General features: G+C 36.3%; 16 protein-coding genes. 6 read left to right on the top strand and 10 right to left on the bottom strand.

From position 1 onward, the window contains the following. Positions 1-31 precede the first annotated feature (31 nt). On the bottom strand, positions 32-1,792 hold the full coding sequence (locus KQI49_RS08565; RefSeq protein ID WP_371817538.1) for an ABC transporter ATP-binding protein: 1,761 nt from the start codon (positions 1,790-1,792) through the stop codon (positions 32-34). A gap of 218 nt (positions 1,793-2,010) precedes the next feature. Here KQI49_RS08565 and KQI49_RS18745 point away from each other — a divergent pair, with 218 nt between their 5' ends. Continuing rightward, positions 2,011-2,139 (top strand): hypothetical protein, encoded by a 129-nt coding sequence (locus KQI49_RS18745; protein WP_256438997.1) that lies wholly within the window; start codon positions 2,011-2,013, stop codon positions 2,137-2,139. A 424-nt stretch (positions 2,140-2,563) separates the two neighbouring features. Here KQI49_RS18745 and KQI49_RS08570 read toward each other — a convergent pair whose 3' ends face one another. The 5 genes from KQI49_RS08570 to KQI49_RS08590 form a co-directional block, all read right to left on the bottom strand. Then, on the bottom strand, positions 2,564-3,259 hold the full coding sequence (locus KQI49_RS08570; RefSeq protein ID WP_216488040.1) for an ABC transporter permease: 696 nt from the start codon (positions 3,257-3,259) through the stop codon (positions 2,564-2,566). Beyond that, positions 3,259-4,107: an ABC transporter ATP-binding protein gene (locus KQI49_RS08575; RefSeq protein WP_216488041.1), complete on the bottom strand. Its 849-nt coding sequence runs from the start codon at positions 4,105-4,107 to the stop codon at positions 3,259-3,261. The genes KQI49_RS08570 and KQI49_RS08575 overlap by 1 nt, the downstream gene beginning before the upstream one ends. Before the next feature lie 103 nt (positions 4,108-4,210). Next, positions 4,211-5,161: a response regulator transcription factor gene (locus KQI49_RS08580; RefSeq protein WP_216488043.1), complete on the bottom strand. Its 951-nt coding sequence runs from the start codon at positions 5,159-5,161 to the stop codon at positions 4,211-4,213. 259 nt (positions 5,162-5,420) lie between these two features. After that, on the bottom strand, positions 5,421-5,645 hold the full coding sequence (locus KQI49_RS08585; RefSeq protein WP_216488045.1) for a hypothetical protein: 225 nt from the start codon (positions 5,643-5,645) through the stop codon (positions 5,421-5,423). Then, a complete protein-coding gene (locus KQI49_RS08590; protein WP_216488047.1) occupies positions 5,642-5,977 on the bottom strand; it encodes a hypothetical protein in 336 nt (111 codons plus the stop codon). Before KQI49_RS08590 ends, KQI49_RS08585 begins: the two co-directional genes overlap by 4 nt. Positions 5,978-6,119: 142 nt before the next feature. Between KQI49_RS08590 and KQI49_RS08595 the strand changes: the two genes are divergently transcribed. Then, a complete protein-coding gene (locus tag KQI49_RS08595) occupies positions 6,120-6,944 on the top strand; it encodes an aldo/keto reductase (protein WP_216488049.1) in 825 nt (274 codons plus the stop codon). Between the two features lie 369 nt (positions 6,945-7,313). On the opposite strand, the gene KQI49_RS08600 is transcribed toward KQI49_RS08595, so the two are convergent. The 3 genes from KQI49_RS08600 to KQI49_RS08610 all read right to left on the bottom strand — a co-directional run bounded on the left by KQI49_RS08600 (position 7,314) and on the right by KQI49_RS08610 (position 8,532). Continuing rightward, positions 7,314-7,460: a YjcZ family sporulation protein gene (locus tag KQI49_RS08600; RefSeq protein WP_216488050.1), complete on the bottom strand. Its 147-nt coding sequence runs from the start codon at positions 7,458-7,460 to the stop codon at positions 7,314-7,316. 59 nt (positions 7,461-7,519) lie between these two features. Further along, positions 7,520-7,633: a YjcZ family sporulation protein gene (locus KQI49_RS08605; protein WP_216488052.1), complete on the bottom strand. Its 114-nt coding sequence runs from the start codon at positions 7,631-7,633 to the stop codon at positions 7,520-7,522. A 119-nt stretch (positions 7,634-7,752) separates the two neighbouring features. Further along, complete coding sequence (locus KQI49_RS08610) at positions 7,753-8,532, bottom strand: DUF2268 domain-containing putative Zn-dependent protease (RefSeq protein ID WP_216488054.1); 780 nt, start codon at positions 8,530-8,532, stop codon at positions 7,753-7,755. A 170-nt stretch (positions 8,533-8,702) separates the two neighbouring features. Here KQI49_RS08610 and KQI49_RS08615 point away from each other — a divergent pair, with 170 nt between their 5' ends. The 4 genes from KQI49_RS08615 to kynA all read left to right on the top strand — a co-directional run bounded on the left by KQI49_RS08615 (position 8,703) and on the right by kynA (position 11,988). Then, on the top strand, positions 8,703-8,963 hold the full coding sequence (locus tag KQI49_RS08615) for a YppG family protein (protein WP_216488056.1): 261 nt from the start codon (positions 8,703-8,705) through the stop codon (positions 8,961-8,963). A 267-nt stretch (positions 8,964-9,230) separates the two neighbouring features. After that, positions 9,231-10,505 carry a kynureninase gene (gene kynU / locus KQI49_RS08620; protein ID WP_371817539.1) on the top strand — a complete coding sequence of 425 codons (1,275 nt, stop codon included), beginning with the start codon at positions 9,231-9,233 and terminating at the stop codon, positions 10,503-10,505. Further along, complete coding sequence (kynB, locus tag KQI49_RS08625; RefSeq protein ID WP_216488057.1) at positions 10,505-11,143, top strand: arylformamidase; 639 nt, start codon at positions 10,505-10,507, stop codon at positions 11,141-11,143. The genes kynU and kynB overlap by 1 nt, the downstream gene beginning before the upstream one ends. Further along, positions 11,140-11,988, top strand: coding sequence for a tryptophan 2,3-dioxygenase (kynA, locus tag KQI49_RS08630; protein ID WP_216488059.1), 849 nt, complete (start codon positions 11,140-11,142; stop codon positions 11,986-11,988). The genes kynB and kynA overlap by 4 nt, the downstream gene beginning before the upstream one ends. Positions 11,989-12,095: 107 nt before the next feature. On the opposite strand, the gene KQI49_RS08635 is transcribed toward kynA, so the two are convergent. After that, positions 12,096-12,896 carry a transposase gene (locus tag KQI49_RS08635; RefSeq protein ID WP_216488060.1) on the bottom strand — a complete coding sequence of 267 codons (801 nt, stop codon included), beginning with the start codon at positions 12,894-12,896 and terminating at the stop codon, positions 12,096-12,098. Positions 12,897-12,969 lie beyond the last annotated feature (73 nt).

The following is a 12,969-nucleotide window of genomic DNA, read 5'->3' on the forward strand; positions in this document are numbered from 1 at the left end:
CTGGCGTTTTATTATAAGACACGTCTACTATTTAACCTTCTGGCATTTTCAATTGTTGCATTGCAAATTCACGGTATTTTTCGTGTTGGTCAAAGAGTTCTTTATGCGTACCACTTCCTGTGATTAAGCCTTTATCAAGAAACAAAATTTGGTCCGCTTCCACAACGGTGGATAACCGGTGGGCAATCACAAGTGTCGTGCGTCCTTTCATAAGGTTCTTTAATGCCTTTTGAACGATAATCTCTGATTTAGAGTCAAGGCTTGACGTTGCTTCATCGAGCATCAGTATTTTTGGATCTCTAAGTAATGCACGTGCAATTCCAATACGCTGACGTTGTCCTCCTGAAAGCTTGATACCTCTTTCCCCAACTTCTGTTTTATAGCCATTTGAAAGTTCTTCAATAAACTGATCTGCGTAGGCTAATTTAGCTGCTTCGATAACGGCATCCTCACTTATATCATCATTCAAACCATAAGTTATATTTTCACGAACTGTTCCGGCAATAATTGGGCTCTCCTGTGATACATATCCTATTTGACTCCGCCATGAATAGAGCGAAAAGTCGCTAATCGATTGATTTTTTAAACTAATAATCCCTTCCGTTGGAGTATAATATCGCTGTATTAATGAAAAAATGGTCGTTTTTCCGGCGCCACTCGGTCCAACAATTGCAGTAACCTTACCATGCTCAACTGAAAATTCTATTCCTTTAAGGAGCATTTCGCTTTTTTCATAGCCAAATGATATATCGTTAAATACTAAAGGGTGAGCAAAATCGTTCACTATTATACCACCCTCTAAGTCTTCTTCATTCTCTTCTAAGGTTGTTATAATACGTTCAGTCGCTCCCTTAGCTTTTTGTAATTGGGTAAAAAAAGTTGCGAACTGCGCCATTGGTAGAATGATTTGGAATAAATATAAAATAAATGCTACCAAATCTCCTGCTGAAAGAACGCCAGTCGAAACACGCATACCTCCATATCCAATAATGACGACAAGTAAAAGCATTAATACAAAGGAAACAAGTGGGCTGATTAACGCTTGAATTTTCCCCTCTCGTACACCGAAACTAAATAACTTATTAATGCCTTTCTTTCCACTTTTATATTCTGGGGTTTCCGCATTTGACGATTTTACAAGCCTGATTTCAGATAATACTTGGCTAATGAGAGCGGTGAACTTTGCTGTTTCATCCTGCAATCCTTTTGAAATTTTATGCATTTGCCCACCAAGTGGAAATAAGATAGCTAAGGTTAGCGGGGCGGCAATGAGCATGATTAACGTCATTTGCCAATCTAAAATAAGTAAAATGATAACTGAGCCGATGATAGAAATTATTCCTGTGAAAAAGCTCGTGAGGTGGTCAGTGATCAAACCTCTAATAATAGCCGTATCGTTCGTCATGCGACTGATCATTTCTCCGGATCGATTTTTATCATAAAATGGAACCGGTAGTAAGAGGAATTTTTTCCAGAGACGCTTTCTTAGTTGCGAAACAACATTCTGACCAACATAATTCAGTAGATAAATTGATAGCCCACCTGCTATAGCTTGTAAAATAAAAGCTATTACGAGCAGTAAAACGGTTGATGTTTTCAAAGACGCCATTGAAAAGTGATCAACTAAGTTTCTTGTGAACAACGGAATAAGCAACCCTACTGCGGTCGTAATTAAACTCATCGTCACAGCAATAGCTATCATCCATAATGAGGGTTTTGTTTGCTTTACTAAGTCAATAAATTTTCTCCAATTGACATATTCCTTTTTCTCTCTTGTTTCCATAAAAGCCATCCTTCCTATATGTCCCACTCCTACTATACATAGTTTATAGCAATTCTTGTAAGGATATATGCTATATTTCTCAGGAAGTTATCTCTTCCCCCGCTTGGAGCTACGTTTTTTTCATAAGACTGGTTAGAACCCAGCAAATCTAAAATATTTATAACGACAAATTACTCATAATCTTTCCTTATTATATCGGCTATAATAATTAAAAGGAGGTGAACATAATGAGTCAACAGAAGCAGCAATTAGATAGAATGGAAGATATGTTAACATCTTTAATTAAGACAGTTGGAAGCATGAGAGAAGAGCAAACTACTATGAAAGAGGAGCAATCATTTTTCAAAATGAACTAACTTCTTTAAACACGGACGCTGAGAACAGGCATAAAGATATGAAGGAAATGCAGTTTATGAAAGTAGATAATGACCTTCTTTGGGAAAAATATAATGAACATGAGCGGGAATTAGGACATATTAGCAAGACGATTTAATCACCAATAGCCTCTAAAAGATTGCATTCAATACTAATGAAAAATACTTCTCAGAACTCTTCACACATTAATTTCCTACAAAATAATAGGATGCCTGTCATCAATATAAAGCTTGTAGATTGGTATGCTATCATTTTAGACGACAGGCATCCATAAATTGAAACCTCATTCTTTAAACGTTCTCAGTTTGTTAACCCGCGATAAACACACTCCAAAACTTCTATTTTCTCTTCTTATTACACAATCAATCTGCTACTTTGCAATATATCAACTACTCAAAAGCATTGTTAATCATCCCGTCTCGTTCTAATAAAGCAAATATAAGCAAATAAAGCTGCGCCAATCACCCATAAACTGACAACACCTAAAGGTGCCCAGGAATTGTCTTCGTGCATTTTGAGCAATTGTATAATTGGAAAGGTCTCCGCTACCTTCATGGCTGTATCGGCAAGATTGAAAGCTTCAAACATCGGTGTAAAGCCAAACAAGAACATAATTGGCAATAAATAAGCACTAGTGATTCCCACTGACTTTACAAATAGACCCACTCCCATACCTAGAAACAAGAAGAACAGAAATAAAAGTATTAAGCCTGTCATTGCTTTAATATTGAAAAAATGTTCAATATCAGTAAATAGTAATGAAATAATTAAAGTTACTAAGGTTAATAATGCAGTTACGAGACTTTTCCCAATTATAATATCCCAAAATGAAGCCGGTGACATAATGAGACCCCGAAGTGTCATTTTTTCATTTTCTTCAGCCATCATTATCATGATAAGACCAGATGTTGTTGTAGAGAAAACAACGCCCACCACTAAATAAACTAAAGAGATAGGCATTCCATCGCCTTCTCCCATACTCATCTGACTATATAGTGCTGCTAGAAGGATTGGAGTAACTGGCATGAAAAGTAGCATCGTATTTTTCATAAAGTCTTTCATGTCTTTTTCAAAAATCGCATTTATTCGTTGAAAATTCATTATACTAGCTCCCTTCCAGTCACTTTTAAGAAAATCTGTCCTAATGTCGGGTTATCCGTGTACATTCTTTTCACAGATCCTTCGATAATCAGTTCTTTTATTTGTTCCGCGTTTTCTGGTACATTTTCAATTTCCAATTTTTCTCCACTAAATGTCTCGATGTGAAAAGTATTGTTTGAATACTTATAGCGTAAATCGTCAGGTTTATCTAGCTCCTGAATCTGTCCTTTATGCAAAAAGGCCACCCGATCACAGAGCTCAGTTGCTTCTTCCATATTATGTGTAGTTAAAAAGATCGTTGTACCAGCTTTATTTAAAGCTCGTAACCCTTGATGAATATGAGCCATATTCCCCGGATCAAGGGCCGACGTAGGCTCATCTAAAAAGATAAGTTTCGGTTTATGAATAAGTGCTTTAGCCAGTAATACACGTTGTTTCATTCCTTTTGATAATTTTGAAACAACCTTTTTACTATCGTTCTTTAAATTAACTTGAATTAAAACCTCGTCAATTTGTTGTAATGGAGCATTATATAACTTACAAAATAACTTTAAGTTATCATAAACAGTCAGTCGCTCATATAGTGTGCTATTATCTGATAAGATACCAATTTGTGATTTGAAGTCAGATGATGTGAATAAATCTGGTTTCATATCCAGTACACTCACATTCCCAGATGTTTTTTTCAACTCACCTGTTAAAATTTTAATCGTCGTCGTTTTTCCCGAGCCACTCGGACCGAGCAATCCAAAAATTTCTCCTTGATAAACTTCAAAATCAACATCCTCAAGAGCCGCTTTTTTATTAAATTCTTTACGTAACTTTTTTACCTGAATGGCATGTTTCAACTTCCTCACCTCCCTTTCTTTTAACAATTCATATATTACATTACTTTTCACTTAAACTCAGTCATATCAAGGCGAGATGTACTTAAAAATAGTTGAAATGTACTTATTTCAGGTTGAAAATCCCCTGAATTTCCTGTATTTTTGTTCGAGATAATGGAATAGTTGACTCAACTTGATTATCGATTTTAAGTGAATATGTATTCTTGGACCAAGTAATAATTTCTCTCACTTTTTGCAGATTTACAATATAGGAACGATGACAACGGAAAAAACCATAGACCTCTAATTTCTTTTCAATTTCAGCGAGTGTTGAATCCAGTGCAAAAGATTCATTATTGATAACGATTTGAGCTTTTCCTTCCTGGCTTTCGATATAATCTATTTCTGTTGGGTCAAACAGAATGACTTTATCGTCCACTTTCGCCGGCACTTTGTATAAATTGGCTATAGATGGAGATGCCGCTTGCACCTCAGGAATCTCTTCTTTATCTGTTTCTAACTCGATATGATGAAGCCCCTTTTTATCCACTCTATAGGCTTGATCTCCAATTAATAATGCATGTTCAAGATTAGTTACTAAAACAAGAACAGGAGCCCCGATGTCCTGTAGTTTTTTGATCATATTTAAAAATGTATTGATTGTTGTAATATCCACGCCATGTACTGGCTCTAAAAAGACAAGTGGCACATTCGAACTGCTCATAAAATATTTAGCATAATAAACGCGGCGAATTTCAGATGGTGTACATTTATGTAAATGCTTTTTTGCACAGCTTTGCAGCTGGAATAATACCAATACCTCGGCGAAAGGAAACTTACAAGCAAACCATTTGTGATAAAAACTTACATTATCTTCAACCGTTAATCGTTCATATAATCCATCATGCCAGTCAAAAATCATGGCTCGTCTACTAGATTGTAAACCATTTATAAGTTCAGCTTGCAAATCTGTATCGCTATACAACGCCAATACATTTGAAGCTTCCACAATAAAAGAAAACTCAGGAACATTAAACTTCTTTATTAATTTATTTGTTATTTTAAAATTGGTCATATTCAAAGCTCCTAGGTTATTTCAATATGTCTCAAAAGATAGACAACTAGGCGATAATCTTACCGAAATCAATACATAGCTGCACATCATCCGTTCATTTTACGTATTTTTACTTTAACACAATTTAATCTTATTTTAATATTTTATTTTTTATGTCTGTTTAAGGGGAAAAATCAGATGAGGTGGTTTAAATAGGTTAAGAGGTAACGTGTTAAATGTAAAAATTAAAACCCATCTTAAGATGAGTTTTTTTGAATCACTATTCTTCTTTGTCTTCATCAAATGGAATAGCAAAGTTCCTTTTCTTCTGGGTAGGACTTAATAAAAGGTGACTTCTTATCGAATCGTTTTTCATGTACTTGTGGCCTTTAAAATAACGTTCCAAGTCCTTTTCCGACTTCACACCTTCATCTTTAAGTTCACTTAGTAATTCTTTTATATCATCTTGATTTAACTCAAAACCATCGATGATTAACTTTTTCATTCTTTCATGCCTCCTGCCTGCTTTTGCTTGGCTTGCCTGTATAACCGTTCATTTCCTTCAGCAAGCAGTCGTGCCGTCACTTCCCAATTTGCAGTACTTAGTTGAGTCATTTCATCTTTCGTTAGCTTTAGCGTGTAACCATACGGTACAGTTTTTCCATCGATACCTATTCTTGCAGCATTTTCAGCTATCTCGCTACTTACCTTTTCAAAATGACTGCCCGGTAATGTGTTTTGAAAATACTTCCGAGCTTGGTCACTTTTAAATACGAGAATAAATTTATTTTGTAAAAAATTCGTTTGATGACGAATGTAAAATTGCAACTCAGACAACGACAAGCACCTCCAAAAGTATTATAACAAATCAATAGATGCCTTTGTATAATAATGTGAACAAAAGATGCATTAATGTCTTTCTTCCATGCTTAAGATAAGCTATGATTATAATTAAATATCAAAGAAAGGAAGCGTTAATATGGTTTTCAAAACATTAAATAATAACTTACATATCCCTCAACTTGGTTATGGAGTTTGGAAGGTTCCTAATGAAGAAGCAACAGAAGCAGTTGAACATGCTTTAGATACTGGCTATCGCCTCATTGATACGGCAAAGGTATATGGAAATGAGCAAGGTGTTGGAGAAGCATTAGCGAATAGTAGTATTCCGCGTGAAGAACTTTTCATTACAACTAAAGTCTGGAATGCTGATCAAGGTTACGACAACACATTAAAAGCATTTAACAAAAGTATTGAAAAGTTAGGACTCGACTATGTAGATTTATACCTTATTCATTGGCCTACTCCGGAATACGATGAATATGTCGACACGTATAAAGCTTTGGAAAAGTTATATAAAGATGGCCGTACAAAATCAATTGGGGTTTGTAATTTTGATATTGAGCATCTAGAACGTCTAATGGATGAATGTGATATTGTTCCCGCAGTCAACCAAGTTGAATGTCACCCATATCTCCAACAAAAAGAACTTAAAGATTTTTGCCATAAACACGACATTGTACTTGAAGCGTACAGTCCACTTATGAATGGAACTAAAGTTCTCGAAGATCCTGTTATAAAACAGATTGCCAAACAATACGATAAAACACCCGCACAAGTGATATTGCGCTGGCATCTACAGTCAGATGTTGTCATTATACCGAAAACTGTTACTCCTTCACGCATGAAGGAGAATCTAGATGTGTTTGATTTTGAACTTACTGATTCAGATATGGAAAGAATTGCTGAACTGGATCGTGGCGAACGTCATAATTCTGTACCATCTGAAATGAATATACGTTAGTTCGTTTTCTTCTTTTATCAAGGAAAGTTAAAAATGAAAAACACCTCTCATCGTTAAATAGTATACTAATAACAATGAGAGGTGTTAAAAATATTAGCCATTTTATCGACTCCCTAAATTAATTAGATAGTAGCACTATTATGAATCGACAACAAGCGAACAAAATATGACACTTAATGTACTCGATACTTTAAAAATTATCGTTTATATTGTTGATTTTTATCTTTTCCATAGCCGTTCTTACCATAATTAGTATTTTTCTAGATTTAATGTACATAAAATAACACCTCCGCTTATTATTAGTTTCATAACAAAAGGTGTTGTTGCCGATCAACTAATTAGTTTTGAGAAGAAATAAAACTTATCATATTAACAAATTGCTGCACCGACGATAATGAGCAAAATGAACAATACAACAATCAAAGAAAAACCTCTGCCAAAACCAAACGCTGGTCTAGTAACTGGCTCTGCATAACTATACCCACCACAACAGCATCCAAATTGATTTCCAGACATACAGTAACCTCCCTTATATTACTAGATGTAAAAGCACCTTAAATATTTTACTTCACTGATTAATATCTGAATCCACCCACATAAGATGAACCTACAATAATTAGTAGAATAAACAGTACGACTACAAAAGCAAAACCTCCACTGTAACCCTCTTTCCCTTTTGTTTCACTCATGCAACATGGCACCTCCTTAGGTCCTTTACTCACTATCAATATATGTTAAATGCTCAACTTTGGGAGGATTATTAAACGTTAATTTAACAAATGGGTTGTCACCTATTGATTAACTCAAACTACTCCTTAATTTGAGCTATTTCCTCAGAAGAAATAGCAAGCAGCTCTTTTGATTTCAGATCATTTTTCTCCAGATATTTCTTGACCAAGTAATAACCAACAGCATAACCCGCCATTTTTGGGTAAAAAGACCTCCCATACAATATTATTTGATGTCTATGGTGGTGTTTTGGAAGTCGACTTCCTGGCAAAATAAACCGTTGCCACATTTTCTTGAGTTCATCATTAGAATAATATGTTGTCCATTTCGCTGTGCATTTTTCTCCTAATTGTTCTAGTACTGCAGTTTCAGCTAAGCCCTCAAGAATTATCGTATCTAACAACACATAGTCATCTTCATCTTTTTCATATTTCGTTAAGCGACACGTATGATTGTATTCATGCGTAAATAAAGCATGAATTTCACTTTCCGAGTTGTGTGGCGAAACAAATAGAAATAACTTATCAGCGAAAGCTAACCCCGATTTACCGTTAAAGTTTCGATGGAGACCGCGTTTTTTTGGGTCTGCTGGAAAAATGAAAATAGGTACGTCAGGTCCATCCCACTTTTTCTTTAACTCTAATTCACATTTTCTTACTGTTTTCCATATGTTATTCTCTCGCAATTTTTCTATTAACCTTTCCACTCCCTCTAATGGATTTTCGTACATGCCATGCATTGCTAAGTGTTGATAAATTTCATTTGAAGAAAAGCCCATAAAATTCTTTTCTAATTTCTTACATATTTTCAAAGGGCTATTCCAAGATTCCAGCCATTTATCTGTACGAATAACGCTCATGCCACCACCTCCATACACTCCTATCTATATTGTATGTTTTTTAAAAAGGAGTGGAACAATCCGTTTAAACTTATTTTCAATTAACCCTATTTATAGGGCACCTACCTTTTCATAGAATCAATGCGACGAATAATATATAACAGAGAATAAATGAAGGAGGTTTTATGCGTATGTTTTCTCTCGGTCCGCAGCGATCACCTGGTCTGCCTAAATCATCAAGACCATCCCGGTCATTTAGATCTCATTCTTTAATCCAACCACCAAAACAATTGAATCATCAACAAAAAAATGAAAGTCATCCAAGTTTGTTATCCATGTTCCAAACATCTGAAGGAAAGATTGATTTTGATAAAATTTCTGGCACAGTTGAACAAATACGTGGACTTTATGGAACATTCAGTCCTATGTTATCCAGATTTATAAAGAGATGACATTTAACAGTATGGATGAGTTTACTCAGTATTTTTAACAACTTTAGAGCCAGTAAGCGTAATTGTCATTGGCCTAGTGGCTTTTATTTGAATTGAGTTATTTAGAAATAACTCAATTCATCTTTCTTCACCTACAATATTAGAGGTAATCTTAAACTTGTCTCAACATTGACACACTTCTCCTCGCATATTATCATTTCAATAACTATTAAAAAGATATTTTGATTCAAAGAACTTAATCACATGCCTCCCGAAAGGATGGAAATCATGACATTTAATACTGAACTAAAATATGCACAACAATTAGATTCAGAGGATAAATTAAAAAATTTTAGAAATGAATTTTATCTTAAAGAAGATAGCATTTACATGGACGGGAATTCCCTCGGCCTCCTTAGTAAACGTGCTGAACAATCAACACTTGCTCTACTTGAATCATGGAAAGAACATACCATTGATGGCTGGACTGACGGGGAGCACCCCTGGTTTTTCTTATCAGAAACACTCGGGGGAAGTATGGCGACATTAATTGGAGGGAAGAAGGAAGAAGTTATTGTAACAGGATCCACTACCGTTAACTTACATCATCTTGTCTCAAGCTTTTACCAACCAGAAGGAAAGCGAACAAAAATTTTAGCGGATACACTTAATTTTCCGAGTGATATTTATGCATTAAAGGCACAGCTCAAGTTAAAAGGTTATGACGACAGCCATCTTATCCAAGTCGAAAGTAAGGATGGCCATTTGCTTGATGAAGAAGACATTATTAAAGCCATGACAGAAGACGTTGCACTCATTGTCTTACCAAGTGTCCTTTATCGCAGCGGGCAGATTCTAGATATGGAAAAGTTGACGTCGGCTGCACATGAACGGGGCATAAAAATTGGCTTCGATCTATGCCATTCGATTGGCGCATTACCTCATGATTTGCATGAGTGGGGTGTTGACTTTGCTTTTTGGTGTACATATAAACATTTAAATGGTGGACCTGGTAGTGTTGGGGCATTGTTTTTACATGAGAAACATTTTGGTGTTGAACCTGGTCTTGCGGGTTGGTTCAGTTCAAATAAAGAGGAGCAATTTGATATGGAACATACCTTAACCCATGCTGGAGATGCGGGTGCATTTCAAATTGGCACTCCACATGTTCTCAGTGCAGCACCACTTCTTGGGGCACTTGAGTTATTTAATGAAGCGGGGATTAAAAGTGTCCGGGAAAAGTCCTTGCAATTAACTGATTATATGATGAACTTAATCAAACATGAACTGAGTGAGTTTGATTTTGAAATTCGTAATCCAATTGATCCAAAACAGAGGGGCGGACATGTTTATCTAGAGCATGCTGAAGCTGCCCGAATTTGTAAAGCTCTAAAAATGCATGGCGTCATTCCTGACTTTCGTATGCCTAGTGGTATCCGCCTCGCCCCGGTCGCTTTATATAATTCTTTTGAAGATGTCTATCATTGTGTGCAAGTTTTAAAGACAATTATGGAAAATAAAGAATACGAGCAGTTCGAAAATGAAAGGAACATTGTATCATAATGACAAATTGGATTGATATTTCACAACCACTAAATAATACATTAGCACACTGGCCGGGCGATACTGCTTTCCATTACGATACACCACTTACGAAAGATAAAACTGGTTCGGTCAATATCGGTCGTATTCAGACTAGCACACATGTCGGTACACATGTTGATGCACCTTTTCATTATTTAAATGAAGGTGAAAGAATTATAGATTTAGAACTAGGACGGTTTGTCGGTAGGTGTCAGGTGGTTGATATGGGGCATGCGCAGGCAATCAATGAACAGGCACTTAAAGGCAAGGATATTTCACAAACTGAGCGTTTATTAATTCGCACGTCTTTACCTAATCGGCCGGATCGATTTCCTAGTGAGGTTACACCAATTACACCGGACGGTGCTGCGTATATGGCGTCTCTTGGTGTTAAGCTTGTCGGAATTGATTCACCATCAGTTGACCCTGTGACGAGCAAAGAGCTGCCTGGCCACCACGCACTCAATAGCCATAATATTTATATTTTGGAAAATGTGATGCTTGACGGTGTCACGGAAGGTCATTATGAACTCATCGCCCTGCCATTACCACTTGAAGAAGCAGATGGTAGTTTAGTTCGCGCCATTATTAAACCAATTGAGGGGGACAACAAATGACTGATGAATACGAATATAAAGCTTTTAAAAATGAAAAAACAATCCACACTGATTTCAAGGAGAAAATGACTTACAGTGATTATCTCGGACTCGATACATTACTAACGAGCCAACATCGTCTAAGCGACCATCACGATGAAATGTTATTTATTATCGTTCACCATGTCAGTGAATTATGGATGAAATTAATTTTACACGAGATCCAGTCAGCGATTCATGATATTCAAGGCGGTCACTTTTCTTCATCCTTTAAAAAATTAGCTCGTGTCTCACAAGTACAAACACAATTAAAAGATGTCTGGAACGTGCTTGCCACTTTAACACCGAGTGAGTACATTGAATTTCGTGATTTTCTAGGCCAAGCATCCGGATTTCAATCCTATCAAAATCGCTTGATTGAATTCGCTCTAGGTTATAAAACAAAACATGTCTTGAAAATCTATGAGAAGGATCATGAGCTACATAAGAGAATTGAAAAAGCCTACCACGCACCCAGTATCTATGACGTCTCCATACAAGCCTTGGCAAAAGCAGGACTACCCATTGACGATGCAGTCCTAAATCGTGATGTCACAACACCACATCACCCAAATGAAAGTGTGAAACAAGCTTGGATGACGGTCTATAAAAACGTAGATAAGTACTGGGAGCTATACGAACTAGCAGAAGAACTCGTCGACATTGAAGATTTATTCCAACAATGGCGCTTCAGACACATGAAAACCGTAGAACGAATTATCGGCTTCAAAAAAGGCACAGGAGGCTCAGGCGGCGTACGCTATCTAAAAAAAGTTCTCGACCAATACTTCTTCCCCGAACTCTGGGAACTAAGAACAGAACTATAGTGGGACGTGGGGACAGGCACGCTGTCCCAGTTTGCTCTATTTCTTTGGGGGAAATCAACATACTAGCCGAATTCCACCATTCAAGTTTATACAATCATTTTCTATACTTATCGGGATCGGGACGCCGTGCCTGTCCCTCCGTCCCTTCCTGCTCTTCCTATGACGCTTTTGGATATGCCTGTTACTCGGGCTAGTTGGCGGATGGATACTCCTTCTAGTTCTCTTAAGCTAGCTAGGATTTCGTCTCTTTTTTCTTTTTTCATTTGCTGAATGAGGCTCGCTCTGGGAAACCCTAATTTTGCTAAGTATTTCTTTATTTCCTGGTCGGACTTTTTTATTCGAGTAGTAATTTCTAGGCATTTATCGTTATTTTTCTGTTGCATATAATTGATATAAAGCTCTATAGCCTCTTCTTTAATAGAGGAAAATAATTGGAGACCAAACTCAATATCAACCAAGTCTCTTCCAAAAATATACTCTTGTGCACTTGTCCACTTACATTTAAACACATTACTTTCTATTTTTGCTTTTACCGGGTTCTGATGAATATATCTTAAGACAGTTAAAAAATACCGCTTATCTTCGACATTCTCACTTTTAAATCTCTCTTGAAACAAATGTCCTGTTCGTTCGTATTTTGCGTTGTACCAATGTACATAACTTGAACAAATTCTTTTCATTGACTCAGACACACTTTCCTCTTCAGATTCGCCCCATAGCAAATGAATATGATTATCCATCAAACAATAACTGTATATCTTATATTTGCTAATCTCCTTATACCTCGTTAGCGTATCTAAAAATCTTTGTCTATCATTATCTTCCTCGAATATGGTCTGTTGATTTACACCTCTCATAATAATATGGTATATTCCATTGCGGCTTTTCTTCCTTGCTTTTCTAACCATTGGTAAATACCACCTCAAAAGTATTTTCGCACCATAGAATGTAAGTAATCTAGTAAACAAAAAATACTGAATA

It is taken from the genome of Virgibacillus sp. MSJ-26 (assembly GCF_018918075.1).
In the GTDB taxonomy this organism is placed as follows: Bacteria; Bacillota; Bacilli; order Bacillales; family Amphibacillaceae; genus MSJ-26.

What these genes read in the sequence shown, in the direction of transcription:
- KQI49_RS08565 (WP_371817538.1), bottom strand. Translation starts at nt 1,792, where the DNA reads ATGGCTTTTATGGAAACAAGAGAGAAAAAGGAATATGTCAATTGGAGA.
- KQI49_RS18745 (WP_256438997.1), top strand. Translation starts at nt 2,011, where the DNA reads ATGAGTCAACAGAAGCAGCAATTAGATAGAATGGAAGATATGTTAACA.
- KQI49_RS08570 (WP_216488040.1), bottom strand. Translation starts at nt 3,259, where the DNA reads ATGAATTTTCAACGAATAAATGCGATTTTTGAAAAAGACATGAAAGAC.
- KQI49_RS08580 (WP_216488043.1), bottom strand. Translation starts at nt 5,161, where the DNA reads ATGACCAATTTTAAAATAACAAATAAATTAATAAAGAAGTTTAATGTT.
- KQI49_RS08585 (WP_216488045.1), bottom strand. Translation starts at nt 5,645, where the DNA reads ATGAAAAAGTTAATCATCGATGGTTTTGAGTTAAATCAAGATGATATA.
- KQI49_RS08595 (WP_216488049.1), top strand. Translation starts at nt 6,120, where the DNA reads ATGGTTTTCAAAACATTAAATAATAACTTACATATCCCTCAACTTGGT.
- KQI49_RS08600 (WP_216488050.1), bottom strand. Translation starts at nt 7,460, where the DNA reads ATGTCTGGAAATCAATTTGGATGCTGTTGTGGTGGGTATAGTTATGCA.
- KQI49_RS08605 (WP_216488052.1), bottom strand. Translation starts at nt 7,633, where the DNA reads ATGAGTGAAACAAAAGGGAAAGAGGGTTACAGTGGAGGTTTTGCTTTT.
- KQI49_RS08610 (WP_216488054.1), bottom strand. Translation starts at nt 8,532, where the DNA reads ATGAGCGTTATTCGTACAGATAAATGGCTGGAATCTTGGAATAGCCCT.
- KQI49_RS08615 (WP_216488056.1), top strand. Translation starts at nt 8,703, where the DNA reads ATGTTTTCTCTCGGTCCGCAGCGATCACCTGGTCTGCCTAAATCATCA.
- kynU (WP_371817539.1), top strand. Translation starts at nt 9,231, where the DNA reads ATGACATTTAATACTGAACTAAAATATGCACAACAATTAGATTCAGAG.
- kynB (WP_216488057.1), top strand. Translation starts at nt 10,505, where the DNA reads ATGACAAATTGGATTGATATTTCACAACCACTAAATAATACATTAGCA.
- kynA (WP_216488059.1), top strand. Translation starts at nt 11,140, where the DNA reads ATGACTGATGAATACGAATATAAAGCTTTTAAAAATGAAAAAACAATC.
- KQI49_RS08635 (WP_216488060.1), bottom strand. Translation starts at nt 12,896, where the DNA reads ATGGTTAGAAAAGCAAGGAAGAAAAGCCGCAATGGAATATACCATATT.